Source organism: Paenibacillus glycanilyticus (genome assembly GCF_023715145.1).
GTDB classification, from domain to species: domain Bacteria; phylum Bacillota; class Bacilli; order Paenibacillales; family Paenibacillaceae; genus Pristimantibacillus; species Pristimantibacillus glycanilyticus_A.
Genome location: NZ_JAMBNP010000010.1, coordinates 72,978 through 98,255, shown reverse-complemented (window position 1 = coordinate 98,255; position 25,278 = coordinate 72,978). Strand labels below are relative to the sequence as shown.

General features: G+C 53.7%; 25 protein-coding genes and 1 riboswitch. Of the genes, 6 read left to right on the top strand and 19 right to left on the bottom strand.

All coding sequences use genetic code 11. The annotated features are described in order from the left end of the window. Window positions 1–297: 297 nt before the first annotated feature. From M3194_RS23420 to M3194_RS23405, 4 genes are all read right to left on the bottom strand, one after another. On the bottom strand, window positions 298–1,731 hold the full coding sequence (locus M3194_RS23420; RefSeq protein WP_251656509.1) for an MFS transporter: 1,434 nt from the start codon (window positions 1,729–1,731) through the stop codon (window positions 298–300). Between the two features lie 199 nt (window positions 1,732–1,930). Beyond that, a complete protein-coding gene (locus M3194_RS23415) occupies window positions 1,931–2,479 on the bottom strand; it encodes a TetR/AcrR family transcriptional regulator (RefSeq protein ID WP_251656508.1) in 549 nt (182 codons plus the stop codon). Between the two features lie 336 nt (window positions 2,480–2,815). After that, complete coding sequence (locus tag M3194_RS23410) at window positions 2,816–3,742, bottom strand: aminoglycoside phosphotransferase family protein (protein WP_251656507.1); 927 nt, start codon at window positions 3,740–3,742, stop codon at window positions 2,816–2,818. A 26-nt stretch (window positions 3,743–3,768) separates the two neighbouring features. Beyond that, the gene (locus tag M3194_RS23405) at window positions 3,769–4,839 is read right to left on the bottom strand and encodes a lactonase family protein (protein WP_251656506.1); all 1,071 of its coding nucleotides are present in this window, start codon (window positions 4,837–4,839) and stop codon (window positions 3,769–3,771) included. Window positions 4,840–4,991: 152 nt separating this feature from the next. Between M3194_RS23405 and M3194_RS23400 the strand changes: the two genes are divergently transcribed. The 3 genes from M3194_RS23400 (at window position 4,992) to M3194_RS23390 (ending at window position 6,815) form a co-directional block, all read left to right on the top strand. Continuing rightward, window positions 4,992–5,207, top strand: coding sequence for a hypothetical protein (locus M3194_RS23400; protein ID WP_251656505.1), 216 nt, complete (start codon window positions 4,992–4,994; stop codon window positions 5,205–5,207). Window positions 5,208–5,313: 106 nt separating this feature from the next. Further along, window positions 5,314–5,976 carry a futalosine hydrolase gene (locus M3194_RS23395; RefSeq protein ID WP_251656504.1) on the top strand — a complete coding sequence of 221 codons (663 nt, stop codon included), beginning with the start codon at window positions 5,314–5,316 and terminating at the stop codon, window positions 5,974–5,976. Further along, window positions 5,973–6,815, top strand: coding sequence for a 1,4-dihydroxy-6-naphthoate synthase (locus tag M3194_RS23390; RefSeq protein WP_251656503.1), 843 nt, complete (start codon window positions 5,973–5,975; stop codon window positions 6,813–6,815). The genes M3194_RS23395 and M3194_RS23390 overlap by 4 nt, the downstream gene beginning before the upstream one ends. A gap of 673 nt (window positions 6,816–7,488) precedes the next feature. Here M3194_RS23390 and M3194_RS23385 read toward each other — a convergent pair. Then, window positions 7,489–8,385 carry a sugar phosphate isomerase/epimerase family protein gene (locus M3194_RS23385; RefSeq protein WP_251656502.1) on the bottom strand — a complete coding sequence of 299 codons (897 nt, stop codon included), beginning with the start codon at window positions 8,383–8,385 and terminating at the stop codon, window positions 7,489–7,491. Window positions 8,386–8,388: 3 nt separating this feature from the next. Further along, on the bottom strand, window positions 8,389–9,495 hold the full coding sequence (locus M3194_RS23380; RefSeq protein ID WP_251656501.1) for a Gfo/Idh/MocA family protein: 1,107 nt from the start codon (window positions 9,493–9,495) through the stop codon (window positions 8,389–8,391). Window positions 9,496–9,585: 90 nt separating this feature from the next. Between M3194_RS23380 and M3194_RS23375 the strand changes: the two genes are divergently transcribed. Then, on the top strand, window positions 9,586–10,452 hold the full coding sequence (locus M3194_RS23375) for a helix-turn-helix domain-containing protein (RefSeq protein ID WP_251656500.1): 867 nt from the start codon (window positions 9,586–9,588) through the stop codon (window positions 10,450–10,452). A gap of 87 nt (window positions 10,453–10,539) precedes the next feature. Next, window positions 10,540–11,088, top strand: coding sequence for a TetR/AcrR family transcriptional regulator (locus M3194_RS23370; RefSeq protein ID WP_251656499.1), 549 nt, complete (start codon window positions 10,540–10,542; stop codon window positions 11,086–11,088). Here M3194_RS23370 and M3194_RS23365 read toward each other — a convergent pair whose 3' ends face one another. The 4 genes from M3194_RS23365 to M3194_RS23350 form a co-directional block, all read right to left on the bottom strand. Next, entirely contained in the window at window positions 11,089–11,823 is a 735-nt protein-coding gene (locus M3194_RS23365; protein ID WP_251656498.1) for a sugar phosphate nucleotidyltransferase, read from the bottom strand. A gap of 166 nt (window positions 11,824–11,989) precedes the next feature. Then, window positions 11,990–13,288, bottom strand: a complete 1,299-nt coding sequence (locus M3194_RS23360; RefSeq protein ID WP_251656497.1) for a glycosyltransferase — start codon at window positions 13,286–13,288, stop codon at window positions 11,990–11,992. A gap of 265 nt (window positions 13,289–13,553) precedes the next feature. Then, window positions 13,554–14,315, bottom strand: a complete 762-nt coding sequence (locus M3194_RS23355) for a protein-glutamine gamma-glutamyltransferase (RefSeq protein ID WP_251656496.1) — start codon at window positions 14,313–14,315, stop codon at window positions 13,554–13,556. Window positions 14,316–14,396: 81 nt separating this feature from the next. Continuing rightward, window positions 14,397–15,695 carry an NCS2 family permease gene (locus M3194_RS23350; RefSeq protein WP_251656495.1) on the bottom strand — a complete coding sequence of 433 codons (1,299 nt, stop codon included), beginning with the start codon at window positions 15,693–15,695 and terminating at the stop codon, window positions 14,397–14,399. 123 nt (window positions 15,696–15,818) lie between these two features. After that, window positions 15,819–15,917: riboswitch (purine riboswitch) on the bottom strand. 255 nt (window positions 15,918–16,172) lie between these two features. Here M3194_RS23350 and M3194_RS31510 point away from each other — a divergent pair. Continuing rightward, window positions 16,173–17,180 (top strand): MerR family transcriptional regulator, encoded by a 1,008-nt coding sequence (locus M3194_RS31510; protein ID WP_311291792.1) that lies wholly within the window; start codon window positions 16,173–16,175, stop codon window positions 17,178–17,180. A 377-nt stretch (window positions 17,181–17,557) separates the two neighbouring features. On the opposite strand, the gene M3194_RS23335 is transcribed toward M3194_RS31510, so the two are convergent. The 9 genes from M3194_RS23335 to rbsK all read right to left on the bottom strand — a co-directional run bounded on the left by M3194_RS23335 (window position 17,558) and on the right by rbsK (window position 25,053). Further along, entirely contained in the window at window positions 17,558–17,968 is a 411-nt protein-coding gene (locus M3194_RS23335; RefSeq protein WP_251656494.1) for a hypothetical protein, read from the bottom strand. A gap of 96 nt (window positions 17,969–18,064) precedes the next feature. Continuing rightward, window positions 18,065–18,994, bottom strand: coding sequence for an aldo/keto reductase (locus M3194_RS23330; protein WP_251656493.1), 930 nt, complete (start codon window positions 18,992–18,994; stop codon window positions 18,065–18,067). Window positions 18,995–19,093: 99 nt separating this feature from the next. Then, entirely contained in the window at window positions 19,094–19,942 is an 849-nt protein-coding gene (locus tag M3194_RS23325) for an SDR family oxidoreductase (protein WP_251656492.1), read from the bottom strand. 1 nt (window position 19,943) lies between these two features. Continuing rightward, entirely contained in the window at window positions 19,944–21,017 is a 1,074-nt protein-coding gene (gene uxuA / locus M3194_RS23320; RefSeq protein WP_251656491.1) for a mannonate dehydratase, read from the bottom strand. Window positions 21,018–21,047: 30 nt separating this feature from the next. Beyond that, window positions 21,048–21,752, bottom strand: coding sequence for a GntR family transcriptional regulator (locus M3194_RS23315; RefSeq protein ID WP_251656490.1), 705 nt, complete (start codon window positions 21,750–21,752; stop codon window positions 21,048–21,050). Window positions 21,753–22,240: 488 nt separating this feature from the next. Continuing rightward, window positions 22,241–22,501 (bottom strand): hypothetical protein, encoded by a 261-nt coding sequence (locus tag M3194_RS23310; protein WP_251656489.1) that lies wholly within the window; start codon window positions 22,499–22,501, stop codon window positions 22,241–22,243. 158 nt (window positions 22,502–22,659) lie between these two features. Continuing rightward, window positions 22,660–23,151 carry a hypothetical protein gene (locus M3194_RS23305; protein ID WP_251656488.1) on the bottom strand — a complete coding sequence of 164 codons (492 nt, stop codon included), beginning with the start codon at window positions 23,149–23,151 and terminating at the stop codon, window positions 22,660–22,662. 160 nt (window positions 23,152–23,311) lie between these two features. After that, on the bottom strand, window positions 23,312–24,040 hold the full coding sequence (locus M3194_RS23300) for a polysaccharide deacetylase family protein (protein WP_251656487.1): 729 nt from the start codon (window positions 24,038–24,040) through the stop codon (window positions 23,312–23,314). An 80-nt stretch (window positions 24,041–24,120) separates the two neighbouring features. After that, window positions 24,121–25,053, bottom strand: a complete 933-nt coding sequence (gene rbsK, locus M3194_RS23295; RefSeq protein WP_251656486.1) for a ribokinase — start codon at window positions 25,051–25,053, stop codon at window positions 24,121–24,123. Between the last annotated feature and the right edge of the window lie 225 nt (window positions 25,054–25,278).

Below are 25,278 nucleotides of genomic sequence, written 5' to 3'. Positions count from 1 at the left end.
CAGCGGTAGGACGATGGACAATTGGCTTGGCTGCCTATACTTCCGAATCACGAGTCCCGTAGTCCGCAAGGACCGTTAAGCGCAACAAATTGTAACCGCTTTCCTTTTTTCGTGTGAAAACTTTCCCACCTCGTGGCGTACCTCTGTACCAGTTGGCTGTTAATGAGCCATTACTTGACGGTTGCACTGGATGAATTCAAGACTATCCTTCATTCACAGCACGCAAAAACCCAGCCGGATCTCTGAGAGAACGGGCTGGGTTTTTCTCTTTCTTCTATTATAAATGTAAATATAATATTAATTGCTCGTCTCGACTCGCGACCCGGCAGCAGGAGCATCCTTTGCGGCTGACGCCGTCCGTTTTCCCCGAATCATTAATGCGACCGACAGGAAGCCCATGGCGAGCATGGCAGCGAGAACAAACAAGGCAGGAACGAGATGATCGCCAAAGACCTCCGGTGAAGTGATGGCGCCGCCGCTTTCGAAGACAAGGCCGCTGATAGCTACCCCAAATACGCCGCCAAGCTCGCGCGAAGCATTGCTCAGACCGCTTGCTTCACCAGCCGCATGCTCCGGAACGGAGGTCAGAATGCCGTGGGACAATGGGGTGAAGCTGAAGCCCATGCCCGCGCCTGCCGCGACCATCGCCGGTACGATATAGCCAAACGGGAAGATCGCGCCTTTACCGATAATAAGGCAGGCGATAAAGATCATGGCCGCCGTCTGCAGGAACAAGCCAAAGAGCAAAATCCTTTTCGAGCCGTAACGGCCAACCAATAGTCCAGCAAGCGGCGCGCAGATCATCGTGCAGACGGTCCATGCCATCTCCCTTACCCCTGCCCCAAGAGCAGAATAGCCCTGGGCTTGCTGCAGGAACAAGGTCAGCAGAAAGATCGCGCCAAAGATTCCGGCATTCATCCAAAATCCCGCCGACAAGTAAGCACTGTAAGTCCGGTTGCGGAAGTAGGCGAATTGGACGAAAGGCTGCTTCCGGCTTCGCTCCCAGAAATAGAATGCCAGCAGCAGGACTACGCCGCCTGCAATGGCTCCCCAGACGCTGGAAGCATCCCAGCCTTCCGAGTTGCCGCGCATTAATCCAAACACGATGCCAAACAATGAGGCCCCCAGGAGCACAATACCCGGCAGATCCAGAGGCTTGCGCTCTCCCTTCGACTCCGTCAGCCACATGGCGCCAAGGATAACCGCGAGGATACCAATCGGCACGTTAATCCAGAATACCATTTCCCACGGAGCGCCGTTGACGATAATTCCGCCGACCAAAGGTCCGATCGACAGTCCCAGCCCGGAAATGCCGGACCATAGTCCGATAGCTGCGGCACGCTTCTCAGGAGGGAAGGCCGCGTTCACAAGCGTTAAGCTGAGCGGAATAATGGCCGCACTGCCTATCCCCTGCAATGCCCGCGACAGCGACAGCTCGATGGAGCTGGTGCTGAGAGCGGAAGCTAGTGAGCCCAGAGTGAACAGGACAATGCCGAACAGAAACATTTTTTTGCGGCCAAAACGGTCGCCAAGCGCGCTAAACGGAATGAGCAGCACCGCAAACGCTAAAGTGTATGCATTGAGGAACCATTGCAGATCGGACATTCCGGCATGAAAATCCTCCTGGATGGAGGGCAGAGCCACCCCAATGACCAGATTGTCGAGCATCGCCATAAATAGAGCAATACAAGTAACCACAAGCAACCGAACACGAGCAGCGGTAGATAACATGTTCAAATCTCTCCTTATTTTGGTTTTTTATTTATTGATTAATAAATACTTGTTCAAAAAAATAGGCTGCACGGGGTCGTGGATCTTATGCATGTTTGCTCCTCCTCTATACTTCGGTTATTTATCGATCAATAAATGAATCCCCGTTAAAAAATCCGCATAGCTATACGGATTCTTATCAGGCAGACCTCGCTGCCTGTTACTTTTCCATGTGCCCCAGGTGTCCCAAATCTCCAAGAACGGGAAGCTCGAGGATTTCGGACATCGTGATAACCATCCCGCAGGCAATAAAGGTGGAGGCTTGCTGGCTCGGATTCGGCATCCCCGCACGCTCGAAACGTTCTGTAATGACTTGATGAACCTCGGCGAATCTCTGTCTCACGATCTCCCGGACATTCGGCTCCGGTGTCGTGTACGACTGCATGCATAACAGCGTTTCATCCCGATAGTGGGCCATCAGCTCGTTGAAGGCATTCCCCATCTGATGGTGAAGAAACTCCGGCGGGGCTTCTACCGTGGAGAAGGCATGCATCAATCTTTTCTGTGCTCTCTCCAGTACGGCCAGGTACAATACTTCCTTCGTCTTAAAGAAGTGGAATACGTAGGGCTGCGTTACCCCCACCTCGGCAGCAACCATGCCTGTAGTTGTCTTGTAATACCCGTTATTCGCAAACAGCGAGGCAGCTGCATCTAAAATCTGTTCTTTCCGGTTCGTTACAGCGTGGAAGTCTTTTTCTCTTGGCGTCATAGGCAACCTCTTTTATTTATTTATCAATAAATTACTGTATAGGAATGGAAATGTCAACTGTTTCTTCGCGGAATTTTGATTAAGCGGAAAAAAGGCCGCCAAGATGGCGGCTTACGGAGTGTAGTTTGCGGACTTCGGAGCTAGAAGCGTTGCTTGGCTATTCTGGTTACCCACTGTAATAAGGTTTTTCCGTTCTATTGAGCTGCTCTAGCCCAACTGCGCACGCTCAGCTCTCTGTAACACGGTTTTTTCCTCTTATTGCGCTAGGCGCACCAGTTGGACTGGCCGGTTAACCGCTGCAACACGGTTTTTCCGGCTTATTGAGCTAGTTACAGGCTAGGACAATTCGTCCAGCAGCTCCTCGAACCAGCCGGCTTTCTCCAGCGAGGCGGGGATATCGCCGACGCCGTCCTCGTCGCACCATGCGGTAGACAGCACCGCATGGGCGAACCCCCACGCCAATAGCCTGGCGTGGTCCAGACCAAGCGCGCCGCATAATAGAAGGGCGCGGCGCCGGATCACTTCCCGCTGCCCCTTCGGCGGCAGCTGGTTCAAGAGCAGCGGAATCGTTCCGTATTCCGCCTCCCCAACCACACCCTTCGGGTCAATGGCCAGCCATCCCGGCTCGCCATCTCCCGAAGACAAAATATTCCCATGGTGCAGGTCACCATGGAGCAGATACAACCCGCTGCCGCCCTCTTCGAGCAGGCGGCGGAACATCTCCTCCGCGCGGCTGACCACGCGCTCCGGCAGCGGCCCCGTGCCGCCGCCATGCCGCTGGCGCAGCCGGGCGAAGCCCGCGGCCCAGTCCGCTACGGACGGGAATTCTCCCCCGTCCGGCGCGGGAACAACCAGCCGCCGCATGACCTCGGCGGCCGCTAGCGTCGCGTCGTCGTCGCTAAGTCCCGACTCCGCCAGCGTCAAACCCGGCTTGGCGCGCTCGATAAGCAGCGCGCCTTGCTCCTCGTCCGCGGCCAGCACCCGCACCGAGCCGCGGCCATCGTACAACCGCAGCGCAGCCAGCTCCGTGCGGAACTCCCGGCCGGGTACAACAAGCTTCAACACAGCCGCCGTCCCGTCCCTCCGCACAACCGGAGCCACAAAGTTAAACGACAAAGTAAAAGGAGACGGCAGTTCCGCCGTCATCCCCCATTTGTCCTCGCAATCGCTTAGAAGCTTATCAAATCCGGCCAGCCATGCCTCACCTTGTTCACCATGAACGGATCGGATCGTCTGACGCAAATGCTCCGGAATCTGCCTCACGCACACTCCCCCTGGCCATTATCAGATTAGAGCTGAACCGGAATGACGCACACCGGCTGGGAAATCTCGACCGAATGTCCCGTAAACTCCGGCATGCCGGACTCGTTAATTCGAAATACCGTTACGTTATTTGTATCCTTGTTCGCCGCGATTACGTATTGACCGCCCGGTACCAGCGCAAAATTCCGCGGATGCTTCCCTTCCGTCGACACGTGACCGACCAGCGTCAACCGGCCGCTTTGCGCGTCCACGCCAAAGACAACCAGACTGTCATGACCGCGGTTCGAACCATACAGGAAACGGCCGTCTTCGGAGATCGCGATTTCTGCCGTACCGTTTGCTTCCGCGAAGCCTTCCGGCAGCGTCGATACGGTTTGCACCGCTTCAAGCGCACCTTTTTCCGCATCGTATCGGAAGGAGATAATAGTCGAATCCAGCTCGTTAATTACAAAAGCGAATTGTCCGTTCGGATGGAACTTCATATGGCGCGGGCCAGCGCCCGGTTGTACCACGGTTTCGCCATGGCGGACCAGCTTGCGGTTTTCTTTGTCCAGCGTGTAGGCAACGATCCGGTCGGTTCCGAGATCCGGCACAAAAATATAGTTGCCGTCCGGGCTGAAATTCGTGCTATGCGGATGCGGCGATTTTTGGTTCGGATGAGGGCCGCTTCCTTCATGCTGCTGAATGTCGAGAATTTCGCCGATCTCGCCATTGTCCGTCAGCGAAACAAGGCTGATACGGCCGCCATGATAGCTGCACAGCAGTACAAATTCACTGTCCGGATCGCGCTGGATATGGCAGGATGGTGCTGTAATAGCCAGCTCCCGGTTCAATTGCGAGAGCCCGTTGCCTTCGATCGAGAAAGCAACCGCGTCCCCCACCTTCGCCCCTTCCGCATCCGCGCCTTCGGCAATCGCATACAGTCTGCCGTTAGCCGCATCGACATTCAGGAACGTTGGATTTTTCAGGCCCGATGCCTGATCCTTCAGCGTCAGCATCCCTTCTGTCGTGTCAAATTCATAACGGTATACGCCGCTTGTCGGCGCCTCCGCGTACGAACCGATGAATACCGTCAATTTGTCATTATGTATGGTCATCAATCATATCCTCCTGCTTCTATGCCATGTTCTTTATATTGTACCCTCTCATCCCGCATAAACCAAGCTTTTCGCTCCGCATGGACAACCGCCGGAAATAAGCCTAAACTGTTTTTAACGATTCACTACAAATGAAAGGAGAGATGAGAATATTGGCTATCAACCGTAAGCTGATGACCGATCCGGACTTCGAAGAGGCCGTAAAGCGAAAATATCCGGTACGCGTGTTTAAGGATGATTATATTGTGAACAACGGCGGCACGGTGATCCGATTCGACGACAGTATCGTCGTGATCCAGTCCAGCGTAAGCGACCTCGTCTACTACACCAGGCAGGAATGCGAGTTTTTTGAGGTTCGGAAAAAATGACAATCCCCTCGCAAGAGGTCTATAATTACTTCAGAGGTAAAGAAACGCGGCTTTGCCGTCCTTTGGCGGCGCGGCGCGTTTCATTCCTATCAAAGGAGTTTGCAGCATGAGCGAAAATGGAAAAATACTCGTCATGACCGCCGTTGCGGTCGAACGGGATGCCGTCCTTCGCGGTCTGGGCGGTGACGAGCGCTTCGAGGTGATGGAAGCCGGCGTAGGTCCGGTGGAAGCAGCCGTCAGCACGGCGACGGTTCTCGCACTGGCTGGTCCCGGCGCTTATCGCCTTGTTATATCGGCGGGTATTGCCGGCGGATTCAAGGAGCGCGCCGAGGTTGGCTCGCTTGTTGTCTCGAGTGCGATCATTGCCGCCGATCTTGGCGCCGAAACGCCGGAGGGCTTCCGCAGCGTGGACAAGCTTGGCTTTGGCTCCGCTCATATCGATGTTGATGCGGAGCTGGCCGAGCGACTGGCTTCGGCGCTTCAAGCTGCCGAACTGCAGGCTGCCCTTGGCCCTGTCCTTACGTTATCTACGGTGACTGGATCGGCCGAGACCGCTTCCGGACTAACCGAGCGGGTGCCTGGCGCGGCCGCGGAAGCGATGGAGGGCTTTGGCGTTGCCGCTGCTGCCCGCCGCGCGGGTCTGCCGGTGCTGGAGCTGCGCGCGATCTCGAATCCGGTTGGTCCGCGTGACCGCAGCGCATGGCGGATTAAGGATGCTCTGCAGTCTCTCGAAGCTGCAAGCTCCGTATTACGGGAGGTTATACGATGAAAATCGCTTTTTCCCCGTGTCCAAACGACACGTTTGTCTTCCATGCCCTGACGCATGGCCTCATTCCCGGTGCTCCGGAATTTGATGTGATGTATGCCGATATCGACATTACGAACAATCTGGCGGCAAACGGCGACAGTGATCTTGATGTGCTCAAAATCTCCTACGCTGCTCTTCCATGGGTATTGAAGGATTATGCTCTTCTGCCTTGCGGCGGCGCGCTTGGCCGGGGCTGCGGCCCCCTTGTTCTTACGAAAGAGAAGCTGAGCGACGCGTCCTACCTGAGCGGCAAACGAGTCGCCGTTCCTAGCGAGCGCTCAACCGCTTATCTGCTGTTCCGTCTATGGGCAGCGCAAAACGTTCCCGGCGGCGTAGGCGAAATTGTCGTTATGCCGTTCCATGAGATTATGCCTGCCGTGCGGGACGGCAAGATTGATGCGGGACTTGTTATCCACGAAGCCCGCTTCACTTACCAGAACTACGACTTATCCATGCTGGTTGACCTTGGCAGCTGGTGGGAGTCCGATACGGGACTGCCGATTCCGCTCGGCGCCATTATTGCCCGCCGTTCGCTGGACCTTGCTGCCATCTCCAGCTGGATCGAGCAATCCGTCGAGTATGCCTGGAAGCATCCCGAAGCTTCGAAGGAATATGTGATGCAGCATGCGCAGGAAATGGACCCGTCCGTCGCGCAGCAGCACATCAACCTGTACGTGAACGACTTCACCGGCAACCTTGGCAGCAGCGGTTATGCCGCGATCTCGACACTGCTCAACCGAGCGGCAGACGAAGGCCTCGTGCCTGCCATCGACCCTGCTCTACTCGAGTTCCCTGCTTAACGCGCTAAGCAAACGGGCAGCCCCTTCTAAGCCATTGGCTTAAGGGCTGCCCGTTTTTATATGTCAATGGCTGTCGAACTGATCGCCTACTTTCGCCCATTTCAATCCACCTATACGATGTCCCGCATCGTTAAGCCCTCTCCCAACACGCTTTCTCTCCTCCTTAACGATGCGCGGCATCGCTAAGCTCCTTCATACAACTACTTTCCGACCACTCTCGCACATTTCAACCCACCTATACGATGTCCCGCATCGTTAAACTCATTCCCAACACGCATTCTCGCCTCCTTAACGATGCGCCGCATCGTTAAGCTCTCCCTCCACCAGACAGCACGAAAAAGAGCTGCCCGCTGAACAACGCTCCGTTCTTGCACAGTCAAGGAGCGTTGTTCAATTAGGCAGCTCTTATCTATTTCGTTACGGTCCGACTATACGTCGGAGTCGTCCCATTTTTTCGAATATGCCTTCTTTGTGACCCAAAGGGTCATCCAGGTGAGCAAAACAACGATGATGGCAGCAAAAATCCAAACTCCAGCAGGAACGTTCATCTGCAACTCCCCCCTTCACGCCTATTACTTCTATCTTAACGGAGAAAAGGGTAGCATATACCGCTTAAATATTAACATTTTGCAACGGTTTTCACCGGTATCTGCCATTTACGGGCCGCTGAAGCCTATCGGAAGGCACGAAGGAATTCCACCGCTTTGCGGATATCCTCCTCCGGACGTTGCCCAACCTCACGCTCGATCGTCAAATAGCCATTGAACCCGATATCCTGCAGCGCCTTCAAGTAACGGTCAAACGGAACGCTGCCTTCCCCAAGCGGAACCTCGCGGAATAAAGCGCCTTCGCTTGCCATATCGGCAATCGCCTCATGGCTCATCCCCGCAAAGCCCAGGTAGCCGTACACGACGCGAGGATCAATCTCCGCCGCCAGCTTCAATCCATCCTTCGCGTGGGTATGAACGATATAGTCCTTTAGCAGGTAGACGCCTTGCACCGGATCATCGCCCGTAACCATAACCATATTCGCCGGGTCAAAGTTCACCGACACTCCGTTGGTCGTTAATGAATCCAGGAACGACTTCAATCTTGCAGCAGGCTCAGGCCCCGTCTCAATGGCAAAATACGCTCCCATGCTGCTCGCATGGCTGCTTAATTCCTCGCAGGAAGACTGCATCGCGGCGTAAATCGCCGACTCCGTATCATCCGGTACAATACCGATATGCGTCGTAACGATATTTGTCCCCAAATCAAGCGCCAGCTCCAGAATACGCTTGGACTTCTCGATCTTCGCCGGATTAGCCGCCGCATCCTGGAAGCCATGCCCGCCAAGATCGCCGCACAAAGCAGAGATGGTGAGACCGAGCGACTCGATGCGGTCCTTCAGCTCACGGCGCGCCGATGCGGACAGGTTGGCAGGATCCGTCTCCCCGCTCACTGCATAGATCTGCACGCCTTCCGCTCCGACCTCAACGGCCTTCTTCAGTCCTTCATGCAAGCCTACTCCAAAGCTCTCGACAATAACGCCAATCGGATTATTCACCTTTGTTCTCACCAGATCCGTCATGAATTATACGCCCTCCCGCGCCGCAGCGGCTGCCGGGGCCGCAGCCTCTTTATTTAATACAACCTCAGTTCCCAGCTCCGCCGATTCATAGACAGCCCGGAGCATCCGCATCAGCTCAACGCCATCCTCTACCGGGCTGATTGGCTCGGCTTTTCCGAAGCAGCAATCCACAAAATGCGCAATCTCCTTATTAAAGCTGTCCTGGAACTGGAAGTCCAGATGATCCAGCTGCGGCTCGATATTCACGATTTTGTTGAACTGCTCGGTTACGATCTTAAGCTTCGGATCAAGCTCCGCTCCGCCTTTGGTTCCGTAAATTTTGCTGCTCATCTCGTTCTGCGCGGCATGCAGCGTATAGCTGATATCCACGTACAGCGAAGCTCCGTTCTCGAAGCGGATCAGAGCGTTGGCCATATCCTCGACATCATTTAGGGAAGCATCATAATCCGCCGCTTTATAAAAGCTTAAGCCTTCAATATGCGACCGGTTGCCGAGCTTCCGGTACGCATTCCCGCTCACGGAGACCGGCTTTGGCTTGCCCATCAGATACCAGCATAAATCAATCATATGTACCCCGACATCGATCAGCGGTCCGCCGCCCGAACGCGAGGCATCCGAGAACCACCCGCCCGGATTGCCAAGCCGGCGGATAGCGGATGCTTTGGCATAATAGATCTCGCCGAGCTGGCCGCTCTCCGCATACTGCTTCACTAATTGCGCCTGATCGGCATAACGGCGGACAAAGCCGACCAGCAGCATTTTACCGGAACGCTCCACTGCCTCCTGCACGGCAAGCGCCTGCTCAACGGTCTGGGCAAGCGGCTTCTCGCACAGCACATGCTTCCCGGCATCCAGGGCCGCAACCGCGATCTCGGCATGACTGTTATTCCAGGTGCAGATGCTCACGGCCTCAATCTCCGGATTTGCCAACAATTCTTTATAGTTATCGTAAACATGAGGGATGCCGTAAGAAGCGGCCTTCTCCTGCGCGCGCTCCCCGTTCAAATCGGCAATAGCCGTAAGCTCCACCTCAGGATGAACCGAATACGCATGCAGATGTGAACCCGATATTGACCCTGCTCCAATAATCCCAACCTTTAACTTCGCCATTGCCTGCATCTCCTCCATGTTTCCTATAATCAGTTGCAACCAACTCTAAGTTCAATTTATCATGAGAGTAAGAAGAGAGGAATGAACAGCATGGCTCAATTCATGGATTATATGATCAGTCCAAAGCCCCTACGTATTGTCGATTTAACGCTGGATCCCGCCAAGCTGTCCGTTCGCTCTCTTGTGATTCGGACGGCGGGCTATCTGCCCGGGCGGACGCATTACCGGCAAGGGGCTGTTTTTACCCATTTGGCGATTGTCTATATCGCCGGGGGCGAGGGCTCCTACCGGGTGAACCACGGCGAAGCGCAGCGGGTAACGGCCGGCAGCCTCTTCTTCTTTGAGCCCGGCGTCCACTATGATTACGGACCAGACCCGGCTGGTCATTGGGATGAATACTACTTCACCGTAGAAGGAACAAGATCGCGGGAATGGCTTGCGCATTGGCCGATTCAGCCCCATGCGGTTATGCATCCAGGAGAGGATGCCTCCTCGCAGAACCGGATTGACCGGATTTTTGCGCTGATGGAAAGCGGTACGCCGGCTAACGCTGACCGCGCTTCGCTGCTGCTCGAGTCGCTCCTCTATGATTGGATCCAGAGCTGTCAATCGTCCCCCGCTGTGCAAGGGAAGACGGCCCGGCTTGCTGAACTGCTCGAGGCTTTGTCCGCTAACCTGCATGAGCCGTTTGATGCGGCGGCCTTTGCCGAACGCCATCATTGGGCGTTGTCTACGCTCCGGCGGACGGTCAGCGAATATACCGGCTTCGCCCTTCATGAATACGTACACCGGCTAAAGATGGCCGAAGCGAAAAACCGCCTGCTCAACACCGAGCAGACGGTCAAAGAAATCGCGGCGGCGCTAGGCTACGGCGATGTGTTTTATTTTTCGAGGCTGTTCAAGAAGATCACCGGCGAAGCGCCTCAGCTTTTCCGCAAGAACATGCGCTCGACGTAATCCCGAGGCTTAGTAGCCGGATTTGTAATCCATGGCAACCTTTTGTAAGTCCTTGACTCTGGACAGCTTGTACGTAATAATCTCTACATGGAAAATAGAAAAACACAAATTATTGAACTGGCCTCTTCACTCATACGGAAAAAAGGTTACTCGACCTTTTCCTATGAGGAAATCTCAAAGCATTTTAGCGTAACAAAAGCGAGTATTCACTATCACTTCGAGAAGAAGGAAGATCTCGGTCTCGCCGTATTGGATCGACTGTACCAAGCTTTATTAAACTATAGGTCTGTTCTTCAACAATCATCAAAGCCAGCGGAAGAGAAGCTCTACGACTGCTTCATCGATCTAACCCGGCATTTTGAAAAAAACGATATCAGCTTGACGACTTCCTTAAAAGCCGATTATTGCATGCTGCCCGAATCGATGAAGCAAAAGCTTCAAGAAATTGTCGAGCTTGAGCTTTCGACCATTGATGAAATTGTTGCCGAAGGCATAGATGACCCTGCCGTTAACACACGCGCCTTGGCAATCACGATTTTATCTACCTTCGAGGGAGCGCTGCAGTACAATCGTGCCATGCAGAAGGATTTCATTCCGGATATCATGTACGGCATTAACCGTCTCTTAAGAAGATGATTACCGACTCTGGAGGACTTCGAACCGAACATCCTTAGCAAGCTCATTTGCTTTGCTTAACGAGGTATACGTGCCGGCGTCCGTCCACCAGCCTTGAAGCACATCGTACGTTAATTCATTTCTACGGATATAAGCGTTGTTAACATCCGTGATTTCCAGCTCGCCGCGTTCGGAGGGCGTCAATCCGTTAATGATGTCGAACACTTTGCTGTCGTACATATAGATGCCCGTAACGGCATACCGGCTCTTCGGAGCAGCTGGCTTTTCTTCTATGGATAGGATTTTGCCATTGGCGAGCTCCGGCACTCCATACCGCTGCGGGTCCTGGACTTTCTGGATCAGGACCTTGGCTCCGCTCCCCTTCAAGCGGAAGCTCCGGACGTAAGGCGCAATGCTATCCTCAAACACATTATCTCCGAGGACGACCACCATCTGGCTGCCATTGACGAACGTTTCCGCCAAGCCAAGCGCTTGCGCGATTCCGCCGGCGCTGTCCTGCACTTTGTACGTAAGAGACACGCCGAAATCCCCACCGCTGCCCAATAGAGAAACTACATCCCCCATGTGTTCCTTTCCTGTGACGATAAGAATATCTTGAATATCCGCTTCCTTCAATTTATATATAGCATGGAAGATCATCGGATATTGGCCCACCGGAAGCAGATGCTTATTTGTTACTTTCGTAAGCGGATATAAGCGAGATCCCGTCCCCCCCGCTAAAATGATTCCTTTCATGATGGACCTCCTCATGCTTATAACACAGATGTGTGTAAGCTCTCCATATTGAACCCTAAGCGTTTGATTGTAAAAAAGACCTCTTTTTATCTCTTAAAAAAATCTGCCACAAGATGATCTTGCGGCAGCCTAATAGCCCTAAGTCAGCTTTACTTGGTTTCTATCATTAAAAGTTACCCTTTTCAATAAGCTGCTCCACTAACTGAGCTGCATTGACCGGTCCGTCATAATTCGCGAACTCCGCCTGAAGGGCTTGTGCGCGGGTAAGGTACTTATCATTCGAGAGTATTTCCTGAACCGCCTGATGGATTTGTTCGCTTGACGGTGTACCCGTCAACAGGTTAATGCCTGTGCCGGACCAGGCTACACGTTGGCCGACCTCCGGCTTATCTTCCGTGTCGCCCGCCACGATCAGCGGTATGCCGTGTGACAGCGCGTATTGTACGCCGCCATATCCACCGTTCGTGATCATCATATCCACCTTCGGAAGGAATTGTTCGTACGGCAGGAATTCCGCTACCCGCACATTGGCGGGAAGCTCGATTGAAAGTTCGGATTCCGATCGTCCCCCTAACGAAGCGACAACAAGGACATCCTCTTGGGCAAGCGCCTGAATCGCAGGCACGACAAGCCGATTAAAATCACTGTTATCTATCGTTCCTTGGGTTACGTGGATGACTGGGCGATCGCCGTCCAGCTCCTCCCACCAGTCCGGAAGCTTTGGCATGCTCGCACTCTGGTTCTTGGATAACATGGGACCTACGAATCGAACGCTTTTTGGCAGATCAGAACGCGGATATTCAAAGGACGGAATCGTAAATTGAAGGTAAAGATCGCATAGCAGCGCTGATGCATCCATGAGATAGTTATCCACTTGGGCCAGATTGTGATCGGCGAGCAGCTTGCCAAAATGCTCTTGCATGTCAGCAAAGATGACGTTTTGGAATTGAGAGTTTAATTCAATATTTCGAGCGCGTTCATCCACGCCGGGGGTGACGGGAATCCCAGGGCCAAACGGCGGTGCATCGACGCTGGACACCGACAATCCGGTAAAACCGGTAACAGCAAACTTCAAGCCTTTAAATTCACCGGAATTTATCATAGGCAAAATATATAAACAGGTAGGATCGCAAATGATAATGTCCGCGGGGAACGTCTCCAGCGTGCGCGATACTTCCTCATAATAAACAGGAGTTGGTGCCATAAAAATATGCTTGAAGTCAAATTTGAGCTTGTCCAAGCCTTCATGATTGCGGCGCTCGGGGAATTCCTCTTCCAGCTTCCGATCATCGTAATCGACACTCATTGCTACATGCTTTGCACCAATGGCTTCAACGGTTTCCTTGAACCGTCTTCCTGTGTACCACATCACTTCGTGGCCTCGTTCAACCAACTTCTTGGCAAGCAGCAAATTCGCGCTCACATGGCCGTGAACCGGCGTGGTGCTAAATAAAATTCGAGCCATCTTTTACCATCCTCCAAGTGAATTCTGAGCTGTCAGGGAGCCTATTTTCACATATGCCCCTCAAAGATTTCAAATAAATGTAATATTACTTACCATCCGGATAGTAAGTAATATTACAACCGATTATAGCCACAGCTAAGCTCTATATCAATGTTGCAATGATTAATAATATTTAATAAACCCGACTCTCACTAAATAAAAAACTCCTCCTACTGGCTACAGGTTTATTTCTTACCTGTCTGCCGTAGGAGGAGCCGTAAAAAGATTAAGCTATTGAATAGCGGTAGCCACGCGACGTTATCGCAAGCAGATGCTTGAAGTTCGGATGAACGACCAGATCGTCGAGATAAGCCGATTCCGTGCTGAATGGCTGACGCATTTTGTTCAGTGCGGTAACGATCTCCCGCCCTGCCTCAATGCCGATGCCATGGCCGAAGAAGAGATCCTCCGACAGCTTCACGACATTCTCCCCCTGCCACTCCGGCGTATCCCGGTCGAAGTCCGGGTTGCGGAAATACATCACGTCGCCCGGATACGATTCGCTCTTGTTATGTGTCGTAATGAACCACAGATCGCTGTCATGATTCCAGTCGCGCAAATACAGAGGATTGAACAGCTGATTGAACATCTGCTCCCCGATGGTATCCAGCACCGCTTTATACAGCACGATAACGATCGCCGTTGCGCATTCGAAGCCGTACAGCTCACCGTTCAAAAATATATCATTTATCGCATCCGACGGATTCACGCCGGGATTCATCTGAAAGCCGCCGTTGTCGGTTCGCGTCCAATAACGCGGATTACATCTGGATTCCCGGAATACCGCGAAATCTACCCGGCTGTCCTGCATCATTCTTGCCGCATTCACAATGCGGTCCCGCAGCCGCAGCTCGAAACGAAGCTCATTCATCGAATCATACCGGTACACAATCGGACTATTTTGCTTGCCTTGCAGCACTTCCCGCTCCACCGGTGTTAACGCAAACGGGTTGATCTGCCCGGCGTCACTGCCCGAAATCTGAAGCATTCGCCTACCCCTCCCATGATCATGCCATGGGTTATTGTACGTATAAGGAATAGGATTGGTGCTCTTCTAGGCAGTTACGTCTTAATGGCTGAAGAACCCGATTTGGATAAAGAACAACACCGCGAACACATAGAAAATCGGATGAACGTCCTTGCCCTTGCCGCGGATCAGCTTCAGAACCGGGTAAACGATAAACCCAATGCCAATCCCCGTTGCAATGCTGTAAGTAAGAGGCATAAGTACAACGATCAGGAAGGCCGGGAAGGCTTCTTCAATGTCTCCCCATTCGATTTTGCGCAGGACGTTCATCATCAGGAAGCCTACGATAATAAGCGCAGGAGCCGTAATGGCCGGAATACCCGCCAGAACCGATACCGTCGGGGAGAAAAAGAGCGTCAGCGCCAGCAGCACGCTGACCACGATTGCCGTCAGGCCTGTTCTGCCGCCTACGGCTACCCCGGAGCTTGATTCGATATAAGCGGATGTAGGACTAGTTCCGAGCAACGCGCCCGTTGTGGTGCCAATCGCATCGGCAAGCAAGGCACCGCGCGAACGAGGGAATTTATTATCCTTAAGCAGGCCCGCCTGCTCCGCAACACCAAGCATTGTGCCGGTGGTGTCAAACAGCGTAATAAGCAGAAAGGTGAAAATAACGGCATAAAGACCGTTTTCGAACACGCCGCCAATATCAAGCTGGAATGCTGTCGCATCAAGGCCCGTAGGCAGCGCGGCCCATTTCTCCGGCATATGCATCTCGCCGGAGATAACCGCGATAATGGCCGTAATGATCATCCCGATGAAGAGAAAGCCTTTGACCCGGTAAGCCATCAGAACAAGCGAAATAACAAGACCAACTATGGTAAGCAGCGTCATCGGCTGCGACAAATCTCCCATCGTAATAAGCGTTGCCGGCGAAGCGACGACGATTTTTGCGTTTTGCAGACCGATAAACGTAATAAATAAGCCAATACCCGCCGTAATGGCGTGCTTCAGGCTTGACGGGATCGCATCAAGCAGCATATAGCGGAAGCTCGTGAGCGACAACAATACAAAGATAACCCCCGCGACAAATACGGCGCCAAGCGCAGTCTGCCAAGATACCCCTTCTCCCCCTACTACGGAAAAAGCAAAGTACGCGTTAAGCCCCATGCCTGGTGCGAGTGCAATCGGGTAGTTCGAGAACAGTCCCATAATGAGCGTGGCTACAATGCTTGCGAGAACCGTGGCGATAAAGACGCCATGAAAGTCCATTCCCGCTTCGCTTAGCACGCCGGGATTTACGATGACGATGTAGACCATCGTCAGAAAAGTCGTTATTCCCGCAAGCAGCTCCGTCGTTACCGTCGTGCCCCGCTCCTTCAATTTAAACAGGCGATCCATTGATTCGTTCCCTCCAGGTTGTCGATAATGTCCGGGTGTTGGTACCTATTGTCTCCTCGACCGCAGCGAATTAGTAAATTTGGGAAAACAAAAAAATCCCGCGCCGCGAATGAAGGGAAGACGGTACACGTATCCCTTATTCGTAGTTAGGATTTTTGGCTCCTTGTAGAGACCCTCACGCCATATTGATGAGGATATACGAATGTGTTTGTGAAGCATTCTGTTCAATTAACCTTCATAAGGTTAAAGGAGGCAGGTAGCTGTGTCAACCTTTTTCTGCGGATTTTGTCGTCTATTCACGAACTATAGGATTAACCGCATTAATAATGTTCGTTTTTCCCGAAAATTGCGGCGGCGGGCGAATTGAATCGGATGAGCACTTCTTTTAGCGATATACCACTACCTTTGTCAGGCGGGAAGGGAGATGGCTTGCGAGGACGAATAAGTGTCGTAAGAGACAATGAATGAGGTGATGAAATGACGTTGCTCAAAACAAAAGAGGCGGCCCAGCAGCTGGTCGTCAGCGAAACAACCGTCAGGCGGTGGGTGTCCACCTTCCCGGCTTCTTTCCGGAAGGATATGTTTGGACATTATATCTTTGATGCCTCGGCGATGGAGAAGCTTCGGAAAATCAAGGGACAACTCGATTCGGGAACAGCTCTGTACGATATCAGGCTTCTGTCGCTCGCAGAGGAAGAAACATTGGCGGCCGTTGCCGCTGAGGTAATGGGAACTGCAGGCGCCGTTGACCAATCCCAGGCGGATCGGCCAGCAGCAAAAACCGATGATTCCAATAAGCTGGTTGTCGATGCGGCCGGTAACGTTCATGCGGCTGTTGCAGGCGCAGCCTCTGAAGGGACTTCCGGTATTGGCAGAGGCGGCGGTGCTGGCGCCCTCGTCGTGGATAGCGCGGGGAATGTTCATGCGGCTGGCGCAAGCGGTGCCAAGGTCAACAACGGTGCGGCCGGTCGTGCCGGTGCTCTTGTCGTAGACAGCGCGGGCAATGTTCATGCGGCCGGCGGCACCGCGGTAACCGGCGAGGCTGGGTCCAAGGCATCGGCCGAGATTACGGCTGGCCTTCAGCATGCTGCTGCAGCGACTGAGGTTGCCGGCGGCGTTAGCGCCCGCCCTGTCACACCTTCGCCGGATAGCCCGGCTGTCAAATTGCAGGAAGCTTCGCAAGCAACCGTCCCTTCTGCCCCTATCCGTCCTTCATCCTCCATAATTGACGAACCTGATCCGATGCTCGAACGTCTTAATGCGATAGAAGCTGCCCTGTCCCAGAAGGCCGATGAAGTCGTTACCGTCCAGCTGCTCCATCACCGCAAGGAATTGGAGGAGCTCCGCAAGTCGCTGACCGAGCTGGCCGCCGATATCGAAGCGCTTCGCAGTCCGTTACAGCAGGCAGCCGACAAAGCCGCTGATTCCTCCGAATCCGACGGCAAACGCAAAAAACGCGGCTTCCGCTCGTTCTTTTTCTTCTAACCTCTAACCTATCGCAGGACCTAGCTCCCTTCACTCCCGCGGAATCCTCCCCGAGTGTGGCCGGGTTAGGTCCATTTTGGCTTGCTGGTTGGCTTGGCGAGCCAGTCACTAGCTGCCTGGCTGTTGTAAGGCTGTTGTAAGGCTGCTTACTGCCTTTTGATGTAAATCGAACAAGCGCGAGCGCTCCAATTGGAGCTCTGTTAGACTCCTTTGGCGCTTACAGCACTATTTTTCTCGCAATCCGGCGGCTGTTAGACGCTTTTGGAGCTTACAGTTACCTCGAACAACCGCGAGCGCTCCAGTTGGAGCTCTGTTAGTCGCTTTTGGTGCTTACAGTTACCTCATACAACCGTTAGCGCACCAGTTAACACTCTGCGTTAATCGCCCGTCCCGCCAATCGACAGCCTATCCGTATAGTCCATAGCGGCTTGCGCGATCTGCGGCAAGTCATGGCCCTGCGTCAATAGCTGCTGATGATCGAACAAATAGTACATAGGGTAGCTTTCAGCGCCTGCGCCTGCACCTGCGCCTAGCTGCTCTGCCGCCTGCTTCCCTTCCTCTGTCTGCACATCATAGATGACCGGCATGAAGCGGCCTGCCATTGCCGCGACCATATCATTCACGGCCCGCGTTTCTTCCCGCACCTTCTCCTTCGCCAGCACGATAACCTTCAGCTCCCCTGACTGTTCCGCCAGGAACGGCGTATAGTCCGGAACTGGCGCTTTATCCGGCTCTTCTTTCTGGCTGCAGCCTGCCATGACAAACACTAGCGCCAACAAAGCTGCCACTATCCACCCTCTAACCACAACTGCTCATCCGCCTTCCGCCAATATAAAATAGAGCCCGCCCATTCACTAAAAAGGGCCGGCCCTATTCAAACAACGCTATTCCTTCGAAATCCTCACGTCCTGCGGATGCGGCTCGCTGACAAGCTGCGCGGCAAGCGCATTGGATGCTACCTGCTCCGGATCCTTGCAGCCGGGGATAACCGCCGTAACGGCCGGATGCTTAAGGCACCATGCCAATGCCCAGCTTGCCATATCGACGCCTTGCGGCACTTCCTCGCGCTGAATGCGCTCGACTTCCTTCAGCTTCTCCAGCGTGCTCTCCGCATCATGACGATGGCGCACATCCGTGCTGCCGAATACCGCGCCCGGCTTGTATTTGCCGCTGAGGTAGCCGCTCGCGAGCGGCACCCGTGCAAGCACGCCAAGGTCCTGGCGCTGGCAGGACGGGAATACCTGCTCCTCCGGCACGCGGTCCAGACGGTTATACACGACTTGGATCGCGCGGGAGCCCACTTTCGTGGAGGCTTCCGTCTGATGAATATTCGCGTTGCTGCCAATCGAAGTGCCGAGGAAGCGGATTTTGCCCGCCTGCACCTGCTTGTCCAGCGCCGTCCACAACTCATCGTTATCAAAGACCTGATCAGGCCCGGAATGGAACTGATAAAGATCAATGTAGTCCACTTTTAACGCCTTTAAGGATGCATCCAGCTGTTCGATTACACCCGCCGGGTCAAAAGAATCCGTGCGCGTGAACCGCTCATGGAAGTGATGGCCGAACTTCGTTGCGATAATCCAGTCCTCGCGATTGCGGCGGCTGATATAGTCGCCAATTAGAGATTCCGAGAGATGGTCGCCGTAGCATTCCGCGGTATCAATCAGGTTGATGCCCAGCTCATGCCCCCTGTCGAGAATCGCATCGGCTTCGCCCTGCGTGTACTCGCGCCCCCATTCTCCTCCGAACTGCCATGTTCCAATGCCAATAACAGATACGTCAAGCTCCGTACTTCCGAGTCTCCGGTATTTCACAATCGCCACTCCTTCCAATTTTAGCTAACTAAGCTGCACCTTATATTACCACAATAGAAATTATAAATTCGAGTAACCGAAGACTGAAATTCAATTCGGCTACACGCCCGAGTAAGCCATAAAGCCGCCGTCGACCGGAACGGTGATGCCCGTTACGAAGCCGGACACGCTGTCATCCGCCAGCCATACAAGGGTGCCAAGCAGATCTTCCGGCTTGCCGAAACGGCGCATCGGCGTGTGGGTAATGATTTTGTTCGAGCGATCCGTCAAGGAACCGTCTTCGTTCGTAAGAAGCTTGCGGTTCTGCTCCGTCAGGAAAAAGCCCGGCGCAATCGCATTTACGCGGATACCCACATCCGCCATATGAACGGCCAGCCATTGCGTAAAGTTGTTGATCGCCGCTTTCGCTGCGCTGTACGCAGGCACCTTCGTCATGGGACTTGGCGCGCTCATCGACGACATGTTAATCACCGTAGCGCCTGGCTTATTGATCATCTGCTTCGCAAATACCTGCGTCGGAATAAGGGTTCCGAGAAGATTCAGGTCGAATACGAAGCCAAAGCCTTCTTTTTTCAGATCGAAGAAGGTCGTGATTTCAGGATTGTCCAGATCATCCGGGTTAAACGTTTCTTTCGTCGTAATGCCGTCCGGATGGTTGCCGCCGGCGCCGTTGATCAGAATATCGCAGCTGCCGAGCTGCTCCAGCACAACCGCGCTTGCTTCCTTCACGCTCTCCGCATCTACCACGTTGCAGGCAACCGCAATAGCCACTCCGCCCGCTTCGCGGATTTCGCGCGCTACCGCCTCGCCTTTTTCGGCCGTTCGGTTGAGAATTGCTACCTTAACGCCTTGACGGCCGAGCTCTCTTGCCATCTCCGCGCAAAGCACGCCGCTTCCTCCCGTAATAACCGCAACTTTACCCGCTAATTGCTCGTGAACCGGTACCATGTTATACATTCCCCTTTCGAATTCTCTCGAGTCCGTCCCATACGCCCCACAGATACATGATGCCAAGCGCTCGGTCGTACAAACCGTAGCCCGGACGGCATTGTTCATCCCAAATATGGCGGCCGTGGTCAGGACGCGCATAACCCGTAAACCCGCTGTCATGGTAAGCCCGCACAACCTCAGCGATATCCACGGTGCCGTCGCTCGACTTATGGGAAGTCTCGATGAAATCGCCATTCTCATACACGCGCACGTTACGGATATGGGCAAAAGGAATCCGGTCCGCAAACTCCCGCACCAGAGCCGGAATATCGTTGTCCGGGTTTGCGCCAAGCGATCCGCTGCAAAGCGTCAGACCGTTATACGGACTGTCGACCAGCTTCAGCAATCTCGCCAGGTTATCGCGGTTCGTTACGATCCGCGGCAAGCCAAACACCGAGTAAGGAGGGTCATCCGGGTGAATCGCCATCTTGATGTCATGCTTTTCGCACACCGGAATAATCTGCTCGAGGAAATACTGCAGGTTGTTAAAGAGATCCTCCTCCGTCACGTCCTTATACGCTTCGAACAGCGGCGCAAGGCGCTTCAGGCGCTCAGGCTCCCAGCCCGGCATCGAGTAGGAGGAGTTACCCGCGATATTGTTGACCAGCTCTTCCGCGCTCATGCTTTGGATCTTGGCTTTGTCGAAGAACAGCGCGGTAGAACCGTCTTCCATCTCTTTGAACAGGTCCGTCCGCATCCAGTCGAAGATTGGCATGAAGTTGTAGCAGATCACCTTAACGCCAACCGTCGCCAGCTTCTTAATCGTACGCTTGTAGTTCTCGATATATTGGTCGCGGGTAGGCAAGCCAAGCTTGATGTCATCGTGTACGTTTACGCTTTCAACAACTTCCAGATGGAAGCCGTGCTCGTCAGCCAGATTCTTGTACGCCATGATTTTGTCCATCGGCCATTCTTCGCCAGCCGGTACGTCATGCAGCGCCCATACGAGACCTTCTACGCCCGGAATTTGCTTGATCTGCTGCAGCGTCACCGAGTCATTGCCTTCCCCAAACCAACGAAAAGTCATTCTCATGATAGTCGTCCTCTCCCAAGGAAATGTCGTTTAAGTCTGAAAATAATCCGGATGCGCTTCCCGAAGCTGCGGAAGCTCCTGATCCAGCTTGCGGATATGCTGCGCCAGCCGCTCTGCGGCCAGCTGTTCATTGCCGCTGCGGACGGCTTCGTATAATAACCGGTGCTCTTCCACGACACGGTCCATGTGACCAAACTGATCGATAGCCAGGTATCTGGCACGGTTAAGATGAGCACGCATGTAATAGATCATCTGCAGCAGCGTGTCATTGTCCGCAATCTCCAGAATAGCGCGGTGAAAAGCTTCATCCAGCTGCATGAACAGCGCGATATCTTTTGCTTCCGCCGCAGCGCGTTGCTGCACCAGCAGTGCTTCCAGCGAAGCGCTTTCAGCGGAACGGTCGCGTTCTCCCCATTTGGCAGCGGCAAGACGGAAAGCCCCAAGCTCCAGCTGCTCCCGGATAAAACGGGCCTCGCTCACCTTGCGCTCCGATATCAGCGCAATACGCGTGCCCCGCTGCGGAAGAACCTCCAGCAGCTGTTCGCTGACGAGCAGCCGGATCGCTTCCCGTACCGGCGTGCGGCTCACGTTCATCGTATCGGCCAGCTCATTCTCGTAAATCATCGTACCCGGCGGCAGCCGGAACGAAACGATGCTCTCGCGGATCGATTCATAGATCTGATCGCCCAGCGTCTTGCGCTGCTTCTGCGGCTGCAGAGGCGGTATTAAAGTCATCTGCGTTCCTCCTTCCACGTTTGTCTCTTATCTTTACTTTACTTGTATTCTTGTATACAAGTAAAGACCTAAATTTTTTCGTTTGTTGTAGCCCTGGTGAAACTCGCGCCGTTACACGGTTTTCAATCATTTATCGGTATGCCTATGGACCGTTAACGATGCCACACAGCGCTAAGGCCTCCGTCCACCTACTATTTAACCGCCCTAAAGATACCGCAGATCGCTAAGCTCTCCCATTCGCACGCTTTTCTCCCCCATCTGCTTTTCGCCACCGCCTTAACGATGCCGCACATCGCTAAGACCTCAGCCCACCTACTATTAACCGCCTTAACGATACGGCAGGTCGTTAAGCTCCCTACTCGCACGCTTTTCTCCCCAATCTGCTACTTTCGCCACCGCCATAACGATGCCGCAGAACTAAAAAGCCTTAACGATGCCGCGCATCGTTAAGGCTTTTTAGTTCTGCTTAATTGCTTGCTCTATATCACCTAGCTAAACTCCGTCAATATCAGAATCAGCGTCAACGCCGAGATACATATAATGCCGCCGATTGCGGCAAACAGCATGCTGCCCGTTCTTCCCCGCTTCGCGTCTTCATAGCTTTGAACGAACAGGACAATGCCTAACAAGACCACAACCAAAGTTGTCGATAACCGGCTCGGAATATTCCCCGTTACGCCCAGAACAATTATCACCAGATATGCCGCGGTTGCCGCGTATTTGATACTCCGCCATTTTCTCAGTCTCATCCCGCACTCAAATCTCCTTTTGTCCGGATTCCCATCACCTAGCTTGTACAACGATTATACAGGATATGGAAGGCGCAGGCGACAAAAAAAAGGACCAGCGACTGGTCCGGCTCGGCAATCCTGACCGGCATTCGTTGATCCTGTGCTTGTCGCGAAAATTAGCCGTAGTACGTGACATTAACCGTTGAACCAACCGGCATCAGTTCCTCGGCATAGTGGCGGATTTTGCTCTTGGCCGTATCCGTGAAGGGGGAGTGGCTGTATGCGGCCAAATGGACCGTTCCTGTACGCACGTCATACCGGTTGAAGGAGACAACAACGCCGGCAAACAGATTGTTCAGCACCGCGAACACGGCGGACTGGTCCAGCCTGCCCCTTAGCGCTGTCTTTGTGAGCTCCTCATCGGGCGACTGGCAGGATACCTGATCCGCAGCCGCTTCATTGTATGGCTTCACCGATACGCAAATATCCGGCGACATCCATTCCGATGCATAACGGTGAAGCTTTACCGAATCCTCTTCGGACAAATGAAGCTGTTCGTCCCATGCATAGATCGTCGCCTTATGATGTCCACAGCTGCGAATGGTGACATATCGAATATGCGGAAAACGCTGTCTGACCGCCTGTTCCCACCAAAGACGAGTTCCCATCGCAATACCACCTTTTCAAGTGTATTTGGCATCCCAACACATTGATAGCGCTTACAATATTGTATGGCACACCCTTCAAACTATTCCACCAAAGCGGAAACGTTCGAATAAGAGAAAGGTTCGACATCAGCCTCCCCTTTCCCTTCCCGGTTACCCTTCCTTAATATGGATTCAGAACGCCGTCCCGATTATGAATCAGATCCGTGACCGTAACCATCTCGTAACCCCTCCGCTGGAGCTCCGGAAGGATCAGCCGCAGCGCTTCTACCGTCTGCATCGAATGCGGCACATAATCATGGAGCAGAATGATATCCCCGTTACGGGCGTTGTTCAGCACCTTGTTCACAATCTTTTGCACGCCGGGGCTGCGCCAGTCATTCGTATCCTGGTGCCAGGACCATAGAACGGTGGTATAGCCGTATTTCTTCGCAATCGCAATCATCTGCTCGTTATAAAAGCCGCCCGGCGGGCGGAACAATAAGGGCTTCTTGCCGGTTACATGCTCTAACGCCTGCTCAGTCCGGACAATCTCGTTTTGCACCGTCTCGTTGTTTTTCTTCTGCAGAAAATAATGGTGGAACGTATGATTCGCAACCTCATGTCCTTCCGCAATCTCCCGCTTGATCGTATCCGGGAAGGCCTCCACCCGGGTGCCGACAACAAAGAACGTCGCCTTGGCATGATACTCCTTGAGCAGATCCAGAATCGGCTCCGTTGTCTCCGGGTATGGCCCGTCATCAAACGTCAGCGCGATCCGCTTGCTCTCGCCCGGAACCTCCCAGATGATCTCGCCGCGGCTTTCGTAATAGGCTCTGTCCTTGGTTGCTTCGGGAGCGGCAAACCCGCATAACAGCGCCGTGACCGCCGCACCTAATACAAATCTTTTCATACCTGTGAAGCAGCTCCTCTTTGAGATGGCATCACAGGTATTATTCCTCAATAATGCCGCCATATCCCTTGCCGGGCGATTTACTTCCCTTGCTCCTTCGCGAACCGCGCCACTTCTTCCTCGGTAGGCATGCCGGTCTGCGCTCCAAATTTGGTTACCGCCAGTGCGGATGCCATTGAAGCAAAATCAACCGCCTCGCGAAGCGCCCGGCCGGAGGCCAACGCTACCGCGAGCGAGGCATTGTAGCAGTCGCCCGCTCCGGTCGTATCCACAACCGGCATCCTGTAGCCGGCGACCTGTACAAGCCGGCCTTCCTCATCGAGATAAGCCGAGCCGCTTGCGCCAAGCGTCGTCACGACATGAGCCGCTCCAAGCTCCATCATCCGGCGAATCGCGGGCTCCAACAAATCGCCTTCAGCGCTGATGCCTGCATAACCGCTAAGCTCCGACCGGTTCGGCGTGAAGTAATCCACAAGCCCGAACAGCTCCTCCGGCAGCTGCTGCGCCGGCGCTGGATTAAGCACAACAAGCTTGCCCAGCGACTTGGCTTTGCGGGCTGCATACAGAACCGTCTCCACCGGAATCTCCAGCTGCAGCAGCACGATATCCGCTTCCTTCAGCTTGTCCTCGCAGCGGTCAATATCCGCCGGCTCGACCAGACCGTTTGCACCCGGAACTACAACGATGCTGTTGTCTCCTTCCGCGACGTAGATCGATGCGATCCCGGAAGCCGTTCCTTCTACGCGTTTTACGCCGGCAATATCTACTCCGTCCTTCTGAAGGCTGCCTAGCAGCTCTTCGCCAAACGCATCGTCCCCGACCGCGCCAATCATTACCGTATGCGCGCCAAGACGCGCCCCGGCCACCGCCTGGTTTGCCCCCTTACCGCCAGGAATAAAGCGAACGCGTTGTCCTGTAATGGTCTCGCCTACCTGCGGGTAAGCGCTGGTCTCTACCACAATATCCATATTCAAGCTGCCGATCACGACAAGCTTTGGTTTTTTTGTACCCATCAATAATCCCTTCCTTCTTCCTTAATGTCGAATTGCGGCGACTATACCACAGCATTCGGTAAATAGCAACGAAGCTCCTGCTCCCGCAAGATGGGCCGGGTGCTTTCCTCAATTAGTAGTTTCGTAGTCTTGCATCTATTACCTTCTCACGAGATTTGCATATGTTAATAGAGTAGTAGATTTCCTTCATCCCTTCGGACATCCGCGGGATAAGGATCCTAATCA

Coding starts and splice junctions, on each gene's coding strand:
- M3194_RS23420 (WP_251656509.1), bottom strand. CDS start 1,731: ATGTTATCTACCGCTGCTCGTGTTCGGTTGCTTGTGGTTACTTGTATT.
- M3194_RS23415 (WP_251656508.1), bottom strand. CDS start 2,479: ATGACGCCAAGAGAAAAAGACTTCCACGCTGTAACGAACCGGAAAGAA.
- M3194_RS23405 (WP_251656506.1), bottom strand. CDS start 4,839: ATGACCATACATAATGACAAATTGACGGTATTCATCGGTTCGTACGCG.
- M3194_RS23395 (WP_251656504.1), top strand. CDS start 5,314: ATGAGCGAAAATGGAAAAATACTCGTCATGACCGCCGTTGCGGTCGAA.
- M3194_RS23390 (WP_251656503.1), top strand. CDS start 5,973: ATGAAAATCGCTTTTTCCCCGTGTCCAAACGACACGTTTGTCTTCCAT.
- M3194_RS23385 (WP_251656502.1), bottom strand. CDS start 8,385: ATGACGGATCTGGTGAGAACAAAGGTGAATAATCCGATTGGCGTTATT.
- M3194_RS23380 (WP_251656501.1), bottom strand. CDS start 9,495: ATGGCGAAGTTAAAGGTTGGGATTATTGGAGCAGGGTCAATATCGGGT.
- M3194_RS23375 (WP_251656500.1), top strand. CDS start 9,586: ATGGCTCAATTCATGGATTATATGATCAGTCCAAAGCCCCTACGTATT.
- M3194_RS23370 (WP_251656499.1), top strand. CDS start 10,540: ATGGAAAATAGAAAAACACAAATTATTGAACTGGCCTCTTCACTCATA.
- M3194_RS23365 (WP_251656498.1), bottom strand. CDS start 11,823: ATGAAAGGAATCATTTTAGCGGGGGGGACGGGATCTCGCTTATATCCG.
- M3194_RS23360 (WP_251656497.1), bottom strand. CDS start 13,288: ATGGCTCGAATTTTATTTAGCACCACGCCGGTTCACGGCCATGTGAGC.
- M3194_RS23355 (WP_251656496.1), bottom strand. CDS start 14,315: ATGCTTCAGATTTCGGGCAGTGACGCCGGGCAGATCAACCCGTTTGCG.
- M3194_RS23350 (WP_251656495.1), bottom strand. CDS start 15,695: ATGGATCGCCTGTTTAAATTGAAGGAGCGGGGCACGACGGTAACGACG.
- M3194_RS31510 (WP_311291792.1), top strand. CDS start 16,173: ATGACGTTGCTCAAAACAAAAGAGGCGGCCCAGCAGCTGGTCGTCAGC.
- M3194_RS23325 (WP_251656492.1), bottom strand. CDS start 19,942: ATGGTACCGGTTCACGAGCAATTAGCGGGTAAAGTTGCGGTTATTACG.
- uxuA (WP_251656491.1), bottom strand. CDS start 21,017: ATGAGAATGACTTTTCGTTGGTTTGGGGAAGGCAATGACTCGGTGACG.
- M3194_RS23315 (WP_251656490.1), bottom strand. CDS start 21,752: ATGACTTTAATACCGCCTCTGCAGCCGCAGAAGCAGCGCAAGACGCTG.
- M3194_RS23310 (WP_251656489.1), bottom strand. CDS start 22,501: ATGAGACTGAGAAAATGGCGGAGTATCAAATACGCGGCAACCGCGGCA.
- M3194_RS23305 (WP_251656488.1), bottom strand. CDS start 23,151: ATGGGAACTCGTCTTTGGTGGGAACAGGCGGTCAGACAGCGTTTTCCG.
- M3194_RS23300 (WP_251656487.1), bottom strand. CDS start 24,040: ATGAAAAGATTTGTATTAGGTGCGGCGGTCACGGCGCTGTTATGCGGG.
- rbsK (WP_251656486.1), bottom strand. CDS start 25,053: ATGGGTACAAAAAAACCAAAGCTTGTCGTGATCGGCAGCTTGAATATG.